At 62.8% G+C, this 15346-nt stretch carries 11 protein-coding genes and 1 pseudogene; 5 read left to right on the top strand and 7 right to left on the bottom strand.

Features of this window, described 5'->3' with window-relative positions:
- Positions 1 to 40: 40 nt before the first annotated feature.
- From J7E36_RS01045 to J7E36_RS01030, 4 genes are all read right to left on the bottom strand, one after another.
- Positions 41 to 658 (bottom strand): antibiotic biosynthesis monooxygenase, encoded by a 618-nt coding sequence (locus J7E36_RS01045; protein ID WP_214999028.1) that lies wholly within the window; start codon positions 656 to 658, stop codon positions 41 to 43.
- Complete coding sequence (locus tag J7E36_RS01040; protein WP_214999025.1) at positions 651 to 1064, bottom strand: DoxX family protein; 414 nt, start codon at positions 1062 to 1064, stop codon at positions 651 to 653. The genes J7E36_RS01045 and J7E36_RS01040 overlap by 8 nt, the downstream gene beginning before the upstream one ends.
- On the bottom strand, positions 1061 to 2008 hold the full coding sequence (locus J7E36_RS01035; protein WP_214999023.1) for a LysR substrate-binding domain-containing protein: 948 nt from the start codon (positions 2006 to 2008) through the stop codon (positions 1061 to 1063). The genes J7E36_RS01040 and J7E36_RS01035 overlap by 4 nt, the downstream gene beginning before the upstream one ends.
- Before the next feature lie 152 nt (positions 2009 to 2160).
- Positions 2161 to 2982 carry an alpha/beta fold hydrolase gene (locus tag J7E36_RS01030; RefSeq protein WP_214999021.1) on the bottom strand — a complete coding sequence of 274 codons (822 nt, stop codon included), beginning with the start codon at positions 2980 to 2982 and terminating at the stop codon, positions 2161 to 2163.
- 323 nt (positions 2983 to 3305) lie between these two features.
- Here J7E36_RS01030 and J7E36_RS01025 point away from each other — a divergent pair, with 323 nt between their 5' ends.
- On the top strand, positions 3306 to 6113 hold the full coding sequence (locus J7E36_RS01025; RefSeq protein WP_214999020.1) for an ATP-binding protein: 2808 nt from the start codon (positions 3306 to 3308) through the stop codon (positions 6111 to 6113).
- Here the strand turns inward: J7E36_RS01025 and J7E36_RS01020 are convergent.
- Together J7E36_RS01020 and J7E36_RS01015 are read right to left on the bottom strand one after the other, a co-directional pair.
- A complete protein-coding gene (locus tag J7E36_RS01020) occupies positions 6060 to 7526 on the bottom strand; it encodes an ATP-binding protein (RefSeq protein ID WP_214999019.1) in 1467 nt (488 codons plus the stop codon). The genes J7E36_RS01025 and J7E36_RS01020 overlap by 54 nt on opposite strands.
- A gap of 183 nt (positions 7527 to 7709) precedes the next feature.
- The gene (locus J7E36_RS01015; protein ID WP_214999018.1) at positions 7710 to 8660 is read right to left on the bottom strand and encodes a GlxA family transcriptional regulator; all 951 of its coding nucleotides are present in this window, start codon (positions 8658 to 8660) and stop codon (positions 7710 to 7712) included.
- Positions 8661 to 8994: 334 nt separating this feature from the next.
- Here J7E36_RS01015 and J7E36_RS01010 point away from each other — a divergent pair, with 334 nt between their 5' ends.
- Positions 8995 to 9717 carry a pirin family protein gene (locus J7E36_RS01010; RefSeq protein ID WP_214999017.1) on the top strand — a complete coding sequence of 241 codons (723 nt, stop codon included), beginning with the start codon at positions 8995 to 8997 and terminating at the stop codon, positions 9715 to 9717.
- 82 nt (positions 9718 to 9799) lie between these two features.
- Here J7E36_RS01010 and J7E36_RS01005 read toward each other — a convergent pair whose 3' ends face one another.
- Positions 9800 to 10828, bottom strand: a complete 1029-nt coding sequence (locus tag J7E36_RS01005) for a GlxA family transcriptional regulator (RefSeq protein WP_214999016.1) — start codon at positions 10826 to 10828, stop codon at positions 9800 to 9802.
- Between the two features lie 283 nt (positions 10829 to 11111).
- On the opposite strand from J7E36_RS01005, the pseudogene J7E36_RS25445 reads away from it, so the two are divergent.
- From J7E36_RS25445 to J7E36_RS00995, 3 genes and pseudogenes are all read left to right on the top strand, one after another.
- Positions 11112 to 12194 (top strand): annotated as a pseudogene (locus J7E36_RS25445) (cache domain-containing protein); the annotation flags it as partial.
- A 6-nt stretch (positions 12195 to 12200) separates the two neighbouring features.
- On the top strand, positions 12201 to 13055 hold the full coding sequence (locus J7E36_RS25440; RefSeq protein WP_435304148.1) for a methyl-accepting chemotaxis protein: 855 nt from the start codon (positions 12201 to 12203) through the stop codon (positions 13053 to 13055).
- 237 nt (positions 13056 to 13292) lie between these two features.
- Positions 13293 to 15314, top strand: coding sequence for a DKNYY domain-containing protein (locus tag J7E36_RS00995; RefSeq protein WP_214999012.1), 2022 nt, complete (start codon positions 13293 to 13295; stop codon positions 15312 to 15314).
- Positions 15315 to 15346: the final 32 nt, after the last annotated feature.

Below are 15346 nucleotides of genomic sequence, written 5' to 3'. Positions count from 1 at the left end.
TCTATCAAAAATAATTACAGTCCGTGGCGAGGGAGCTTGCTTACGGCTTCAACTGTTCGTGCGCCTTCGAGGCTTCCATCCAGGGGGCGAACAGACGGGTCGCCAGCGGCATGCCCACGTAGCAGACCGAGAGCACGATGGTCACGGTGATCAGGAACGTGGCGACGACGTAGTTGGACAGAAAGGCGTTGAGTTGCAACACCGGCCCCCAGATCAGCGGCACCAGCAAGGTGTGCGGCAGGATCACCACCAGGGTCACCACGGCCTGCTTCCAGCGCGGGGGTGGCGTGGCGGAGTCCGCCAACGGGGTGAACCAGAATTCCTTGTGGGGCGCGACTTCGGTCTGGTCGCCATCGGCCAGCAACGGCGCCGCCTCTAGCACCAGTTCGCCGCGCTCGGGCGAATCCAGCCAGCGCTGCATGGCCTCGGTGGAACAGAAGCGCAGCACGCAAGTAAACAGCGACAGGCCGCCCTGCTTGCCGCGGACCACGTCCACACCCAGGTGGCCCGGCCTGCCACCGGCGACAGTGACGATGCGCCGCAGCCAGGCCTCGTAGGCCGCGTCCTGGCCAGCCTTGACCCGGTGCTTGACCACCAGGGTCACGATTTCGTCAAAGCCAGGCTTGGTGACGGGCTCAACAGTTTGCAATTCAGACATGGCGAAGCACTCCAACAAAACGCGTGTTCAGTGCCAGGCGCCCAGGCCCGGCGATGAATACGCTGGTAAATATGATCAGCAGCAACCAGCCGAACTGCCCTTCTTCCAGGCTCCACTGCGGGTGCACCACCAGCAGCGCCACGGCCAGCAGGAACAGGATCGGCAGGCACGCCAGGCGGACCAGGACACCGGCCATGATCAGCAGCGGGCACAGCACTTCGGCGAAGATCGCCAGGATCAGGGTCGGTGCTGCGCCGAGGTGGAACGGGTCTTCGATGCGGGTCAGCTCGGTGCTGTAGTGCATCAGTTTCGGCAACCCATGGACCCAGAGCAGAAACAGCGCGCCACTGAGGCGCAGGAACAACAAGCCCAGGTCCTGCAACGGGCGTTCATCAGTCATGTTCATCGGTGGGCTCCGTCCGGCTCCGCGGAGGCGGCGGCCGGCAACGGTTGGGACATGTGGGTGGAAATGCGCGAACGCAGCCAGCGCTCGGCGGGGTCGTTGTCATGCACGCCGCTCCAGACCATCGACAACTCAGCCGCGTTGATCTCGAACGGCGGGTCTTCGGCGCGCAACGCGCAGCCTTCCACCAGGGCGCAGGCGGCATAGTCGGGCACGGTGGCAATCAAGTCGGTACCGGCCAGCAAAGCGCGCAGGCCACTGAATTGCGGCACCCCCAACACCACTTTGCGGGTCCGGCCAATGCGGGCCAGGTCCAGGTCGATATTGCCGCTCAGGTCACCCGAGAACGACACCATGGCGTGGGGACGTTCGCAGTATTCGTCCAGGGTCAGCGGTCCCGGGCGGTTGTCGCCGCGCAGGACCTTGCAGGGGATATCCCGCAGTTTCTTGCGCTTGGCATTGGCCGGCAGGTCGGTGGTGTAGCTGACGCCCACGCTGATTTCGCCACTGCCCAGCAGCGACGACATCAGCAGGTAATTGGCCCGGCGCACCACCACGATGATGCCCGGTGCTTCTTCGCGCAGTTGGCTCAACAACGGTGGAAACAGGCCGAACTCGGCATCGTCGGACAGACCGATGCGAAACACGTCGCAACTGGTGGACGGATCAAACGCCTTGGCCCGGCTGACTGCACCGGAAATCGTGTCCATGGCCGGTTGCAGCTCGCGCAGGATCGCCATCGCCCGAGGCGTCGGTTCCATGCCGCGACCGTGGCGGATCAGCAGCGGATCATCGAACAGATCCCGCAGCCGCCCCAGCGCCGCGCTCACCGCCGGCTGGCCCATGAACAGCTTTTCAGCAACGCGGGTCAGGTTCTTCTCGAACATCAGCGCCTCGAAGATCACCAGCAGGTTCATGTCGAGACGGCGTAAATCGTTGCGGTTCATAGGGTTGGTCCTGTTGATTGCCAATCCTGGTGAATGCTTGACCTGTGTGGGAGCGGGCTTGCTCGCGAAAGCGGTGTGTCAGTCAACGAAGGTGTTGAATGTCGGACCGCATTCGCGAGCAAGCCCGCTTCCACAGGGGGCTCGTGGCTTGATCAGCCCCGGATGAACGCCAGCAGGTCCGCGTTCAGCCGGTCCTTGTGGGTATCGGTCAGTCCGTGGGGTGCGCCTGGATAGATCAGCAATTGCGAGTTTTTCAACAGCTTGGCCGCCGCGATGCCGGCGGTTTCGATCGGCACCACCTGGTCGTCATCGCCATGCACCACCAGGGTCGGCACATCGATGTTGCGCAGGTCTTCGGACAGATCGGTTTCCGAGAACGCCTTGATGCAGTCATAGGTGTTCTTGTGGCCGGCAAGCATGCCCTGCATCCAGAACCAGTCGATCATGCCTTGGGTCACCTTGGCGCCCGGACGGTTGGCGCCGAAAAACGCACTGGCCACATCTTTGTATAGCTGAGAACGGTCAGCCAGGGACGCCTGGCGGAAACCGTCGAACACCTCGATGGGCAAACCGCCCGGGTTGGACGCGGTCTTGACCATCAGCGGCGTCACCGCCGAGATCAGACCGAGCTTGGCAACACGCGCCGCACCATGGCGACCGATGTAGCGCGCCACCTCGCCACCGCCGGTGGAGAAGCCCAGCAACACCGCGTCCTTCAAGTCCAGCCGCTCGATCAGTTCGGCCAGGTCATCGGCGTAGGTGTCCATGTCGTTGCCATCCCAAGGCTGGCTGGAGCGCCCGTGCCCACGGCGGTCGTGGGCGATCACCCGGTAGCCGTTGGAAGCCAGGAACATCATCTGCGCCTCCCAACTGTCGGAGTTCAACGGCCAGCCGTGGCTGAACACCACCGGTTGTCCACTGCCCCAATCCTTGTAGTAAATCTCAGTGCCGTCGCGGGTGATAAAGGTGCTCATGACATGCTTCCTTGAGATAAGTGGATGGCTTCATGGTCCGGTCAGCGGAGTCCAGTGCGTGAGTTAAACGTTGTTAATTTTTTGTGGAAGCAAGGCTTGCCGGCGCTGAAAGCGATGAGTTCCCCGGGCGTCGAGGCAACTTCATCGCGAGCAGGCTCGCTCCCACAGGGGAACGCGATCGCTCCAAAGAACAGGTCGGCTACCAGGCCGCCTCGTAAGCAAGCTTGCCCCCCAAGGCTCTAAACCGTTGCACTCAAGCCCAAACCTGAGGAACATGCTCGGATTAAGACCTCTGCACAGTGACCCGGAACATTGAGCGCAAGATGAACCACTCTCCCAGCCTGCCCGCCGAACAGACGGTGCACTTCGGCCCTTACCGGGTGCATCCTCAGCAGCACCTGGTGCTGGAAGCCGGGCAACCGTTGCGCCTGGGACGCCGGGCGGTGGAGATCCTGCTGGTGCTGCTCGAACACGCCGGGCAAGTGGTGAGCAAGCAACAACTGATCGCCCGTGTCTGGCCCAAAAGCATCGTCGAAGACACCAACCTGCGCGTGCACGTCGCAGCACTGCGCAAGGCCCTGGGCGATGGCCAGGCTGGCCAGCGCTACATCATCACCGTGGCACAGCGCGGCTACAGTTTTGTCGCCCCCGTGTCACTTGAACCCCTCGAACCGCCGGTGCAAATGCCCCACCCTTCCCTGGCGCGCAACCTGCCGCTGCGGCATACCCGCATGATCGGCCGGCACGCCTTGCTGGAAAGCCTGGTGGCGCAACTGCCGCGAAAACGCTTTATCACCCTGGTCGGGACCGGCGGCATCGGCAAGACCACCGTTGCCTTGCGGGTCGCCGAACGGCTGATCGGCCACTACCGCGACGGCACTTACCTGCTGGACCTGGCCCCCCTGAACGACCCGGCCATGATCGCGCCCAACCTGGCGGCGCTGCTGGACCTGCCGTTGCAGGACGGCGACCCGCTGGACGCCATTGCCCGCCAGCTCAAGGAGCGGCGCCTGCTGCTGGTGATCGACAACTGCGAGCACCTGATCGACGCCGTCGCCCAGCTCAGCGAAACCCTGCTGCGCGGCGCCCCGCACCTGCATATCCTCGCCACCAGTCGCGAAGGCCTGCGCGCCGAGGGCGAGCACGTACAGCATCTGGACGCCCTGGCGTTCCCGCCGAGGGAGATGCCCGTCGAAGGTTATCCAGCCCTGGAGTACCCGGCCCTGCAACTGTTCGCCGAGCGCGCGATGGCCAGCCGCGACGACTTCGAGCTGACCGACCGCGAGGTGCCGTGGGTGGCCGAGATCTGCCAGCGACTGGACGGCATTCCCCTGGCCATCGAGCTGGCTGCCGCGCAAATCAGCCGGTTCACGGTACAAGAGCTGCACCAGCAATTGCTGGCCAGCAGTGCCCTGCTTCACAACAGCGCCGACGCTGAACCACGCCAGCAAACCTTGCGTGCCACACTGGATTGGAGCTTTGCGCTGCTCACCTCGTGCGAGCAGACGTGCCTGCGGCGGCTGGCGGTGTTCATGGGCAGCTTCAACCTGACATCGGCTGCCGCGGTGATCGTCGGCCAGCAGGTTGCGCCCGAGCAAGTGCTGGTCTCGGTCAGCCAGTTGGTCGCCAAATCGTTGCTCAACGTCGAGATTGGCGATGAAGAGGTGCGCTATCGCCTGTTGGACACGACCCGCAGCTATGCCCTCGAAAAACTGACCGACGCCGTAGAGTTGTCCGCCAGCCGGGAGCGTCACGCCGAACGTTGCCTGACGCTGATGAAGCAGGCCGAGGACGATTGGCAAACCACCCCTACGCACCTGTGGATCGCCCGCTACGCCGCTTATCGCGACGATATACGCGCGGCGCTCGATTGGGGATTGGGTCCCCAGGGCGCGCGTGCCGTGGCGATCCGCCTGACCGCGCGCACCTTGCCCCTCTGGCAGGAGCTGTCATTGCTCAAGGAGCATGGCCTCTACGTCAGCAAGGCACTGGAACTGCTCCGCGCCAGCCCCATGCCCTGCCCGAAGCTGACCCTCGCCCTGGAACTGGCCCATGGCAGCTACAGCTACCACACCGAGGGCGGCACGCCGGCCACCATCCATGCCTTCGTCATCGCCCGGCAGCTGGCGCAGCAAAACCAGGACTTGGCGGGCGAGTTGCGGGCGGTATCGGGTCATATGGCCGTCAACCTCAGTTGCGGTAATTACGGGCTGGCGCTGGAGCAAAGCCAGGACTTCGACCGGCTGGGCACGCGGGGCGACCCGACCCTGTCCCTGAGCGCCCAGCGCCTGCGGGTCCTGGCGTTGCATTTCGCCGGGGACCAGGGCGCGGCACGGCGCGACGCCGAGCAAGTGATCCAGCGCATGGCCCAGAGCGGTCATCTCAGCCGCTTCACCCATGGCTTCGGCGTGCAGTACGACCAGAGCGTGGCCTCGCTGACCATTCTGGCGCGCATCCTGTGGCTACAGGGTTTCCCCGAGAAGGCCCAACGCACCGCCGACCTGGCGTTGCAGATTGCCCTGCAGATCGACCATGGCACATCGATCTGCTACACCCTGGCGCTGGCCGGTTGCGTGATCGCCTGCTACAACGGCGATCACGCCACCGCCCGGGACCGGCTCGATTTGTTGCAATACCAGACGAAGAAGCATTTCGTGATGTTCTTCCACGATTGGGCCCGCTATTACGTCCGCGCCTTCGATAACGAACCCCTGGAAACGGAGTCGGCAAGTGCAAGGCTGGTGCAGGACATCGTCGCCACCCTGCGCGCCGGTAGCGTCAGTACGGCGCAACTGGAGCGTGCCCACAGCGGCGCGGCAGGCTGGTGCTCGGCGGAGCTCCTGCGCGCCGACGCGCAAACCTTGCTCGCCCGCAACGACCCGGCCCTTGAGGATCGCGCCGAAGCACAGCTGCAGACAGCATTGGCGGTGGCCCACCGTGACCATGCCCTGGCCTGGGAACTGCGCAGCGCCACGTCCCTGGCGCGGTTATGGCAACGCCGGGGCCAGGGGCGGGCCGCGCTGGAACTGCTCGGGCCGGTCTACCGGCGCTTCACCGAAGGCTTCGACACCCCCGATTTACTGGAGGCCGACGCGCTGCTCCAGGACCTGTCTGGGCGGTGCGGGTCTTGAATGCAGCGGCTTCCAGGCATCCTGCAAGACGTAGCGGCGCTGGTACAGCGACCACCCGCCACTGCGCCGGAGTTTTTCCAGGGCATAGGCGCGGGTCGTGCGCAGCCAGGAAAACCTGACCCCGTTGGCGCACTGCTCGACCCTCAGCAGGGACTGACTCGCCAGCCGTGACAGCAGCCAGGGCAACTGCTCGACACCCACTTCAGGGCAACTGATCACCGCCGTTGCCGTCTTCAGGGTGAAGGGTCTGTCAAACACCGCCAGGCGCTCAAAGACCGTTTGCTCCGCGGCGCTCAGGCGTTCGAAACTCCAATCGAGCATGGCCTCCAGGCTTCGATGACGGGCCACCGCGGTACGCCGTCCGTGGCTCAACAACGAGAAGCCTTGCTCCAATTGTTCGAGGACACCGGCCACGCCCAGCACCCCAACCTGGGCAGCCGCCAGTTCCAGCGCCAGCGGCAACCCATCCAGGCGTTGGCAGATTTGCCCGATCGCCACCAGGTCGCGATCCGTGGGCGTGAAACCCTGCTGCCGAGCGCCGACCCGTTCGATCAGCAACTGCGTTGCCGGGGACGCCCATAGTTGGTGTGCGGGCTCAAGGGGCGACGCGAGCGTCAGGCCGGGTAATTGCACTACGTTTTCATCGACGATGTTCAGGGGTTCGCGGCTGCTCAACAGCAACGACACATCGGGTGCCGCTGCGCCCAGCATTCCGGCCAGCTCCCGACAGGCGTCCAGCAGATGCTCGCAACCATCGAGCACCAGCAACAGGCGACAGGGTTGCAGGTGCCGGTCCAAGCCATCAGACGTAATCCCCAACGCGCGGGCCACGTGCGTGCGCACCTGGTCCGGGTCACTGATGGCGGCGAAGTCAACGAACCAGGCACCGTCCGCAAAATGCTCCAGCAACAGCTCCGCTGCCCGCAGTACCACAGTGGTCTTGCCGACACCGCCTGGGCCGGTCACGGTGGTCAGGCGCTGGCGCGGTACGTCGGCCAGCAGGCGCCCCAGCACCTTATCGCGCCCGATCACCGGGCTCAGCCGCGCCGGCAGGTTGTGCCGTTCACGGCGCGGTGGCGCAGACAGGGAGGCCACAAAGCAATAGCCCTGCCGAGGATCATTGAGGATGTACTGACTACCGTCCTGCCCGTCACCAAAGGCCCGCCGCAGCGCCGCGATGTGCACGCGCAGGTTGATTTCCTCGACGACGCTGTCGGGCCAGACACAGGCCAGGAGCGCTTGCTTGCTGACGTAGGTGCCGGCGTGCTCCACCAACACCTGGAGAATATCCAGGGCCCGCCCCCCCAGCCCGAGCGGCTCGCCATCACGGGTGACCAGCCGTTGCTGCCGGTAAAAGGCAAACGGACCGAAGCCCACCGCCACTTCGGTATCGGGTTTGATGAAACTGTTCATGGGCGATCCAGCGCCGGATAACCGCTGCGGGCATGACGCTGCGAATCGACAAACGCGTCTGCCCCGGCTCCTGCACATCCTTTCCAGAGGGTGTGCGGGTATCTTGGCAGTCATCGCCCACAGAACAATGCTGGCACAGGACGCACCACGGACATGACGGTGCCCTGGACGGACACCCGTGGCTCAACTGAACTGCTGGCGGTACTGAACCGGGGTCAGGCCGAGCTTTTCGCTGAACAGCGAGCGCATGTGCCGGACACTGCCGAAGCCGCTGCGAAAGGCCACGGTCTTGAGGGGCAGATCGGTGCTTTCCAGGAGCTGGCGGGCGCGGTCGATGCGCGCACCTTGCAGGAATTCCATCGGCGTCATCTTCACCTCCCGGGCGAACATCCGGGCAAAGTGCCGCGCACTCATGGCCGCCAGCGCCGCCATGCGCTCGATGGTGTACGGCTCCTCCAAATGCTCCATCACATGGTTCTGCACCCGGGTGATGGCCGATTCCTGCGCCGCCACGGTCGCTACCAGCGGGCTGAACTGCGCCTGCCCGCCCTGGCGCTTCATCACCACCAGCAACACCTTGGCCACGTCCAGTGCCACTTTGCGGCCATGGTCCTGGGCAACGATGGCCAGTGCCAGGTCGATACCGGCCGTGACGCCGCCGGAGGTGAACAGGCGACGGTCCTGCAGGAAGATCTTGTCGGTTTCCACCAGCGCCTTGGGGAAACGCTGGATCAGTCGTTCGGTGTAATGCCAGTGGGTGGTGACGCGGTAACCGTCGAGCAACCCGGCCTCACCGAGCACAAAGGCGCCGGTGCAGATCGAGCCGTAGCGCGTGGCCCGTTGCGCCGCGGCCCGCAGCCAGATGTGCAACCCGCGATGCCGATCGTCATAGGCGCCCGGCCCACCCGGTACCAGCAACACGTCGTAGGCCGCCCACGCCTGGTCGATGTGGATATCGGCCTGCACCGTCACGCCATTTGAAGCACGCAACGGGCCGCGCTCGGTCCCGAGGGTCAACAGCTGATAACGGTCATCTGCAGCGAGATACCGATTGGCGATCGAGAACACTTCCAGAGGCCCGGCCATGTCGAGCAGCAGGAAGTTCGGGAACAGCACCATTGCAACGGTTTTCATCAGTAAAAACGCCAGGAAATAACAGAGGAACGCAGTAAAACCTTAAACACACCTTATGCCCCCTGTGGGAGCGAGCCTGCTCGCGATAGCGTCAGGTCAGGCAATATCAATGTTGGCTGATACACCGCTATCGCGAGCAGGCTCGCTCCCACAGGGGCTTTGATAGCCAGCATTATGACGAAGCGCAGCCCCCGCCGCGAGCTGGCAATTGTCCACCTATGGCGGACAGTATTTCGTTTTTCATCTACTTATTGAAGATTACGATAACCATTAATCTTCTTCTGAACCCGGCGAACGGCCCAGCCGCCGCCCACAGACATCAGGAGAATCCATCATGCTGACCCTTCGCAAAGCTTCGGATCGCGGCATCGCCCGCCACGGCTGGCTGACCTCGTTCCACACCTTTTCCTTCGCCAACTACCGTGACCTCAACCAACAGGGCTTTTCCGACCTGCTGGTGATCAACGACGACCGCGTTGCCGCCGCCAAGGGTTTCGGCCAGCACCCCCACCGGGACATGGAGATTTTTTCCTATGTGCTCGAAGGTGCGCTGGAGCACAAGGACACCCTCGGCACGGGCTCGGTCATCCGCCCGGGTGACGTACAACTGATGAGCGCGGGCAGCGGCGTGGCCCACAGTGAGTTCAACCACAGCGCGGATGAGTTGGTGCACTTCCTGCAAATCTGGATTGTGCCCAACGTCAGCGGCGCCAAGCCACGCTATCAACAGGAGCACTTCAGCGCCGAGCAGAAACGCGGCCGCCTGCAACTGATCATCTCGCCGGACGGTGCCGATGGCTCACTTGAGGTACGCCAGGACGCACGGGTCCATGCCGGGTTGTTCGACGGCAACGAAAGCGCGACCCTGACGCTGGCGCCTGATCGGTACGCCTATGTGCATGTGGCCCGAGGCGCTGTCGAGCTTAACGGCGTGCAACTACAGGAAGGTGACGGCGTGCGGGTGCGCGAGGAGCAGGTGCTGACCCTGAGCAACGGCCAGGATGCCGAGGTGCTGGTCTTCGATCTGCGGCCGCAGGAATTGCCGCAAATGCCATGAGGCGTGTTCCCTTTGCGAGGGAAGCACCGCTGTCGGGTCGAGGGAGCTTGCTCCCTCGACGTTGTTGTGCCGCTGAAAATGCTTACTTGCGCGCAAACGTCGAACGATAACTGCCCGGCGGAACACCGAAGAAATCCCGGAAACGCCGCTGGAAATGCGGCGAACTGACGAAGCCCGTGGCCACGGCGATTTCCGTGACCGAGCGATTGGTCTGCTGGATAAGTTGACGCGCGCGGGTCAGGCGCAACTCCAGGTAATAACGCGTGGGGGTCGCCCCGAGAAAACTGCAGAAGCGCCGTTCCAGCTGCCGCTTGGAAATCTTCACGCACGCCGCCAGTTCATCGATCGTCAGTGGCTCTTCGACGTTTTGCCACATCAACTCCAACGCCAACTTGAGGCTTTCCGGCAGCGTCGGGTCCGTTTCGACGAAGACCGGCGGCAAGTCCGTGGCATCGCCTGATTCATCGCAACGCAGGATTTCCTCGATCGCGCCCACCAGCGCCTCGCCTCCCGTCTGGCGAATCACCTGCAGCATCATGCGCAACGAACTGTTGGCCCCGGCGCAACTGACTCGCCCCCGGTCCAGGACATAGGCACGGCTGGACACCTTCACGTTGGGGAACACCTCCAGCATCATCGCGCGACTTTCCGGGTGGACGGCGCACTCGAAACCCTCGAGCAGGCCAGCGTCGGCGACAAAAAACACGCCGTTCCAGAGCCCGCCCATCATCGCCCCGGCGGTGGCATTGGCGCGCAGCTTGCGGCGCAGCAAGGGATGGCCCTGCAGCTTCACGCGAAAGCCGCCGGCGACGATCAGCACGTCCTGGTTTTCCGGCATCTGCGCCAACTCGATGTCGGTCGAGATGACAATCCCGAGATCGCTCGTTACCTGTGCGCCGCAGACCCCAACCGTCAACACCTCATAGAGGGGCATATCGCTCATCAGGTTGGCCGTCACCAGCGCGTCCACCGCGCCGGTGAAGGACATCATCGAGAAGTTGTCCATCAATACAAACGCGACGCGAATCGGCGCCCGGCCGGCAGGCGTCGAGCCCAGTGGTCGATAAGCCATGTTCTTGTTTTTAAGTACGCTCTCGAATGCGCTCGCCATAGGGCCTCGTGAATACATGAAGACGATCAGGACGCGCGGCACTTTCTCGCTCACGGGGAGGCAAAGGGTGCGGGACCATCCGGGGCATTTTCCAGCCTAGTCGTGCCGTCTGCAATCACCTTGACTGTTCGGTCACTGTCAACGCTGGCGGGCCTCAAGTGCCTACGACTTTGGTCGATACACTGGGAGTAGGCATGGGCGCTTTTCCCTTTCTGAAAACCCGCAAGGCCAACCGCTGCTGTTTCCGCCGCTCCAACATCAAAAATATTCCGCGGGAGAAGTCATGAATATCAAACAAAAGCTGACATGGGCGTTCGCGACCATTGCCTGCCTCCCGGTTGTCCTGGTGGCAGTGCTCGTCGTATTGAACCTGCGAGACGCGGCAAAAACCAACTTCCTCGACAGCAGCGGCCGTGAAATCCGCCAGATTGACAACGGGATGAAGCAGTTCTTCGACGGCATCAGCCAGAACGTCGAGTTCTTCGCCAAGGATCCGCGGATCGTTGTCGCCAAGGACCTGAAAAACTATTCCGGCGCCGACGCGGCGCAAATCCCGCTTCCTGAAACCAATAAAGAACTCCTGGCGATTTTCGACCGGTTCGCCAAGACCCATCCGACCACCGCCTATCTTTCCCTGGGGTTGGCCGATGGTGGCTACGCCAGCTGGCCGGATGACCCGAAAATTTCCAACTACGACCCACGCGTACGTCCCTGGTACAAGGCTGCCATCGCCTCGCCTGGCAACACCGTGCGCACGGACGCCTATTACTGGGCACCGGATGACGTGTCGCTGATCGGTATCGTCCACACTGTCTCCGATGCTGCCGGCAAACTGGTGGGCGTCGTCGGCCTGGACGTGTCGCTCAAGCAACTGACCGAACTGGTCAAGAACATCAAGTTGGGTGAGAGCGGCTACCTGATTCTGGTGGAAGCCAACGGCAACGTGCTGGTGGACGCCGGCGACGCCAAGCACAACTTCAAGCCCCTGGCCGACCTGGGCCCCAACTATGCCGAGCTTGCCAAGAGCGGCGACGGCGTCACCCAGATCGAGATCGACGGTGTGCCCTACATGGCTAACGTTGTCAGTTCCAAAGGCCTGGGCTGGCGCTTCATTGGCCTGATCAAGCGCGACGAAGTGATGGCCGAGGCTTCAAGCCTGACCTGGCTGATTGCGGTGATCGCCGCCACGTTGGCGGTGGTCTTCGCCGTGGTCGGTGCAAGTTTCGCCAGCGTGATCGTGCGCCCGATTCGTGGCGTTGCGAATGGCCTGCAGGAAATCGCCGAAGGTGAAGGCGACCTGACCCGCCAACTCACGGTGCAGGGCAAGGACGAAACCGCCACCCTGGCCAGTTGGTTCAACCAGTTCCTGGGCATGATTGCCCAGTTGGTCCAACGCATCGGCAGCGCCTCCTCCGACCTGCAAAGCGCCGCTGCCGACACCCGCGATGTCGCCCAGAACATGAACGAAGCCGCCGGGCGCCAGCGCCAGGCCGTGGAACTGGTGAGCACCGCGTTCAACGAGATGGTCGCCACCGCCAACGAAGTGGCCCGTTCCTGCAGCGAAGCCGCCTCCAGTGCGGACACCGGTTATCGCGACGTGCACGACGGCCAGCACCACATCGGCGAAGCCACCGGCAGCGTATTGAAACTGAGCGAGGATCTGCAAAAGTCGACCCAGACCATGCAAGCGCTTGAGCAAGACAGCAAGAACATCAACACCATCCTCGACACCATTCGCTCGATCGCCGAACAGACCAACCTGCTCGCCCTCAACGCCGCCATCGAAGCCGCTCGCGCCGGTGACCAGGGCCGTGGGTTTGCAGTGGTCGCCGACGAAGTACGCGCCCTGGCACGGCGGACAGCCGACTCCACCGGTGAAATCGACAGCCTGCTCGGCAACCTTGCCCGGCGGACCCAGGAAGTCACCCAGCAGATGCAAAGCAGCCTTCAGGTGTCGCAAACCAGCGTCGAACGCATCCAACAGGCGCGCGACAGCTTCGATAAGATCCGCAACTCGGTGGACTCGATCCGCGACCAGAACACCCAGATCGCCACGGCGGCAGAGGAACAGCACCAGGTGGCCGAAGACATCAACCGACACATCGCGCAGATCCATGCCGACGCCCAACTGGTTGAAGAATTCGCCCACTCGGCGCAAACCGGCTCGGGACGCTTGACCGATATTTCCGGGCAGCTCAAGGGATTGGTTGGGCGCTTCAAGTTCTGACCGTGGCTGGGATTACGCCATTGCACCGACATCCTTTCGCCGGCCCGCTCCGGACAGCGTAAGTGATGTCGGTCACCCGCTCCCCACTCTAGCCTTCACGCCCCTCTGGACCGTAGGTATCATTTTCCCTGAATGGCCGGATCCTGGTGAGAGCGCTGCTGACGTTCATTTCCTGAGCGTCGTAGCGGCGACCTTTGCCTGGGTGCCCCACCTGTCTGGAGAGCAGATCGCAATAACATGACAATCACCGGGACGGACAAGGCTGACTGGGAGCCGCTTGACCTCGAATGGCATCAAGGCTTTGCGTTCATGGACGGTGTGCTGCTGGGCGACGGGCAAGTGCCTGATGTGTACATCATGCTCAGCCCTGAAGGCGCACGCCCCGCTGAGTGGGCGCAATGTGCGAACGCCGGGCATTATCCGCCCTCGCCCTTGCTGGCAGGTCAACCGGTTTGGCGGCATCGACGCAGCCCTTGGGTCTTGCGCGACGCCCTGCGCGATTACTATCTGCTTCCAGGCTATCGGGAGCGCCACGGCTACCACGCGCTTCAGGCCCTGCCGTTTCGGTTCGACAAAGGCCTGGAGAGCCTCGGCCACCAGTACTGGCGTGACGAATCCCGCGCCTATTGGTTCGGTGAGTACGCGATCACTCAAATCCCCCAGGCGCGCCCCGACCGCCTGGCCCTGTTGGCAGCGACACCGGCCTCGGTGGCTTCAGCCTCCGCGCTGTTCAGCGACGGCGTGCATCTCTTTCTGCAAGGCCAATTTATCGCCAGCGCCACGGCGCGGGTGCGGTATTGCAACCACCCGTCCTATCGAGTGATCGACGATCAGGTCTACAAGGGGTTCAAGCCCCTGCACCAGAAAGACGGTACGCCGCTGCCGATTGCAAATCCGGACGACTTCCAGATGCTCGCCCATCGCTGGGGAACCGATGGGCAGTCGGTCATCGTGCAAGCGCAGCAAGGCTCGGGCATCTCCTATGAATATTTCTACCGTATCGACAATGCCGACCTGAGCACCTTCACCGTACTCAATGAACGCTACGCCAAGGACAGCCAGCGCGCTTACTACCTGACGGGCAAGACTATCCGCTACGTCGGCGACTTCCACCTGCTCAAGTGCTGGCAGCCAGCGTTCGATGAGTGCGGCCGCGTGGTGGGCGCCAGCGAGTACGAAGATGATTATTTTGCCGTGGACGACAGGTTCGTCTACGCCGCCGGAACCCGCTTGCGTGACGCTCATGGCCCCAGTTTTCGTCACTTGGGGTTCGATTACTACCGTGATCACCAACACGTCTACAAGCGCCAGAAACGCCTTGATGTCGATGTAGAAAGCTTCGTAGTGGCCCAGCTCTATCGCAACGACCAGGATGACGCGCCCGTACTGGCAGGTGACAAGAACGGTCCGCTGGACTCCGGCGGCATCATCGATGAGGCCATGCAAGAAACCTGGGCACCGTACTTCGAAGCCCATCCGCAATTGGAGGATTATTGGTGGCACCGCTTGCAGGCACTACCCGCAGCCGCGCAAACGCATACGCAAACGCTGCCGTTACAGCCCATCGGTCTCGGGTTCGAACGGGGCCGCCAGGTGTATTTTCACGGACGTGTGATCAACGGACTGGACGCGGCGAGTTTCAAATTGCTGGACACGCACCTGTGCGGCGATGCCCAAGGCTTGTATCTGATCCCGTTTCATAACGTCGAAACCCAGGTGCCTGAACGGTTTTCCCAAGAACCCGCAGAGCACTTCCGCTCACTCGGCCCGCCCTACCTGACCGACGGCAAAACCGTGTTCTGCCACCGGATTTTCTACCATCCCCCCGAACCGATTCGTAAGGCGCAACTGGCCACCTTCGAGTCCTGCGGCCATGGTTGGGCCAAGGACCGGGACGCGGTGTATTACTACGGCGAGGCGAAAAAACGTCTCCATCCCTCTGACACACGCATTCTCGGTACTTATGCCATCAGCCCGACCTTGATCTTCTCGGAAGGCAAGCCGTTGGATGTGGCGTTCGATCCTGAGGAGGTCCGCGTACCGCACCCCGATTTTTTGCAGTTGGGTACGCGCAAGCTGTTCTGCCACCGTCGCCCACTGAGCGCCAAGCGTATCGACCTGGCCACCCTCGAATTCCTGACAGACCGCTATGCCCGAGACAAGCATCGAATTTATCACTACGACGGCTATGCAACCCTGACCGAAGTCGACGAAGAACATTATCGGCAGTCTCTCGGCCATGGGGTGGCAAGTGTCTAGAACCTCCCAGTGCATATGCATTGGCCCGGAAA

Origin of the sequence: Pseudomonas fluorescens (genome assembly GCF_018614775.1) — a bacterium.
GTDB classification, from domain to species: domain Bacteria; phylum Pseudomonadota; class Gammaproteobacteria; order Pseudomonadales; family Pseudomonadaceae; genus Aquipseudomonas; species Aquipseudomonas fluorescens_BY.
This window is presented reverse-complemented; position numbering and strand designations above follow the sequence as displayed.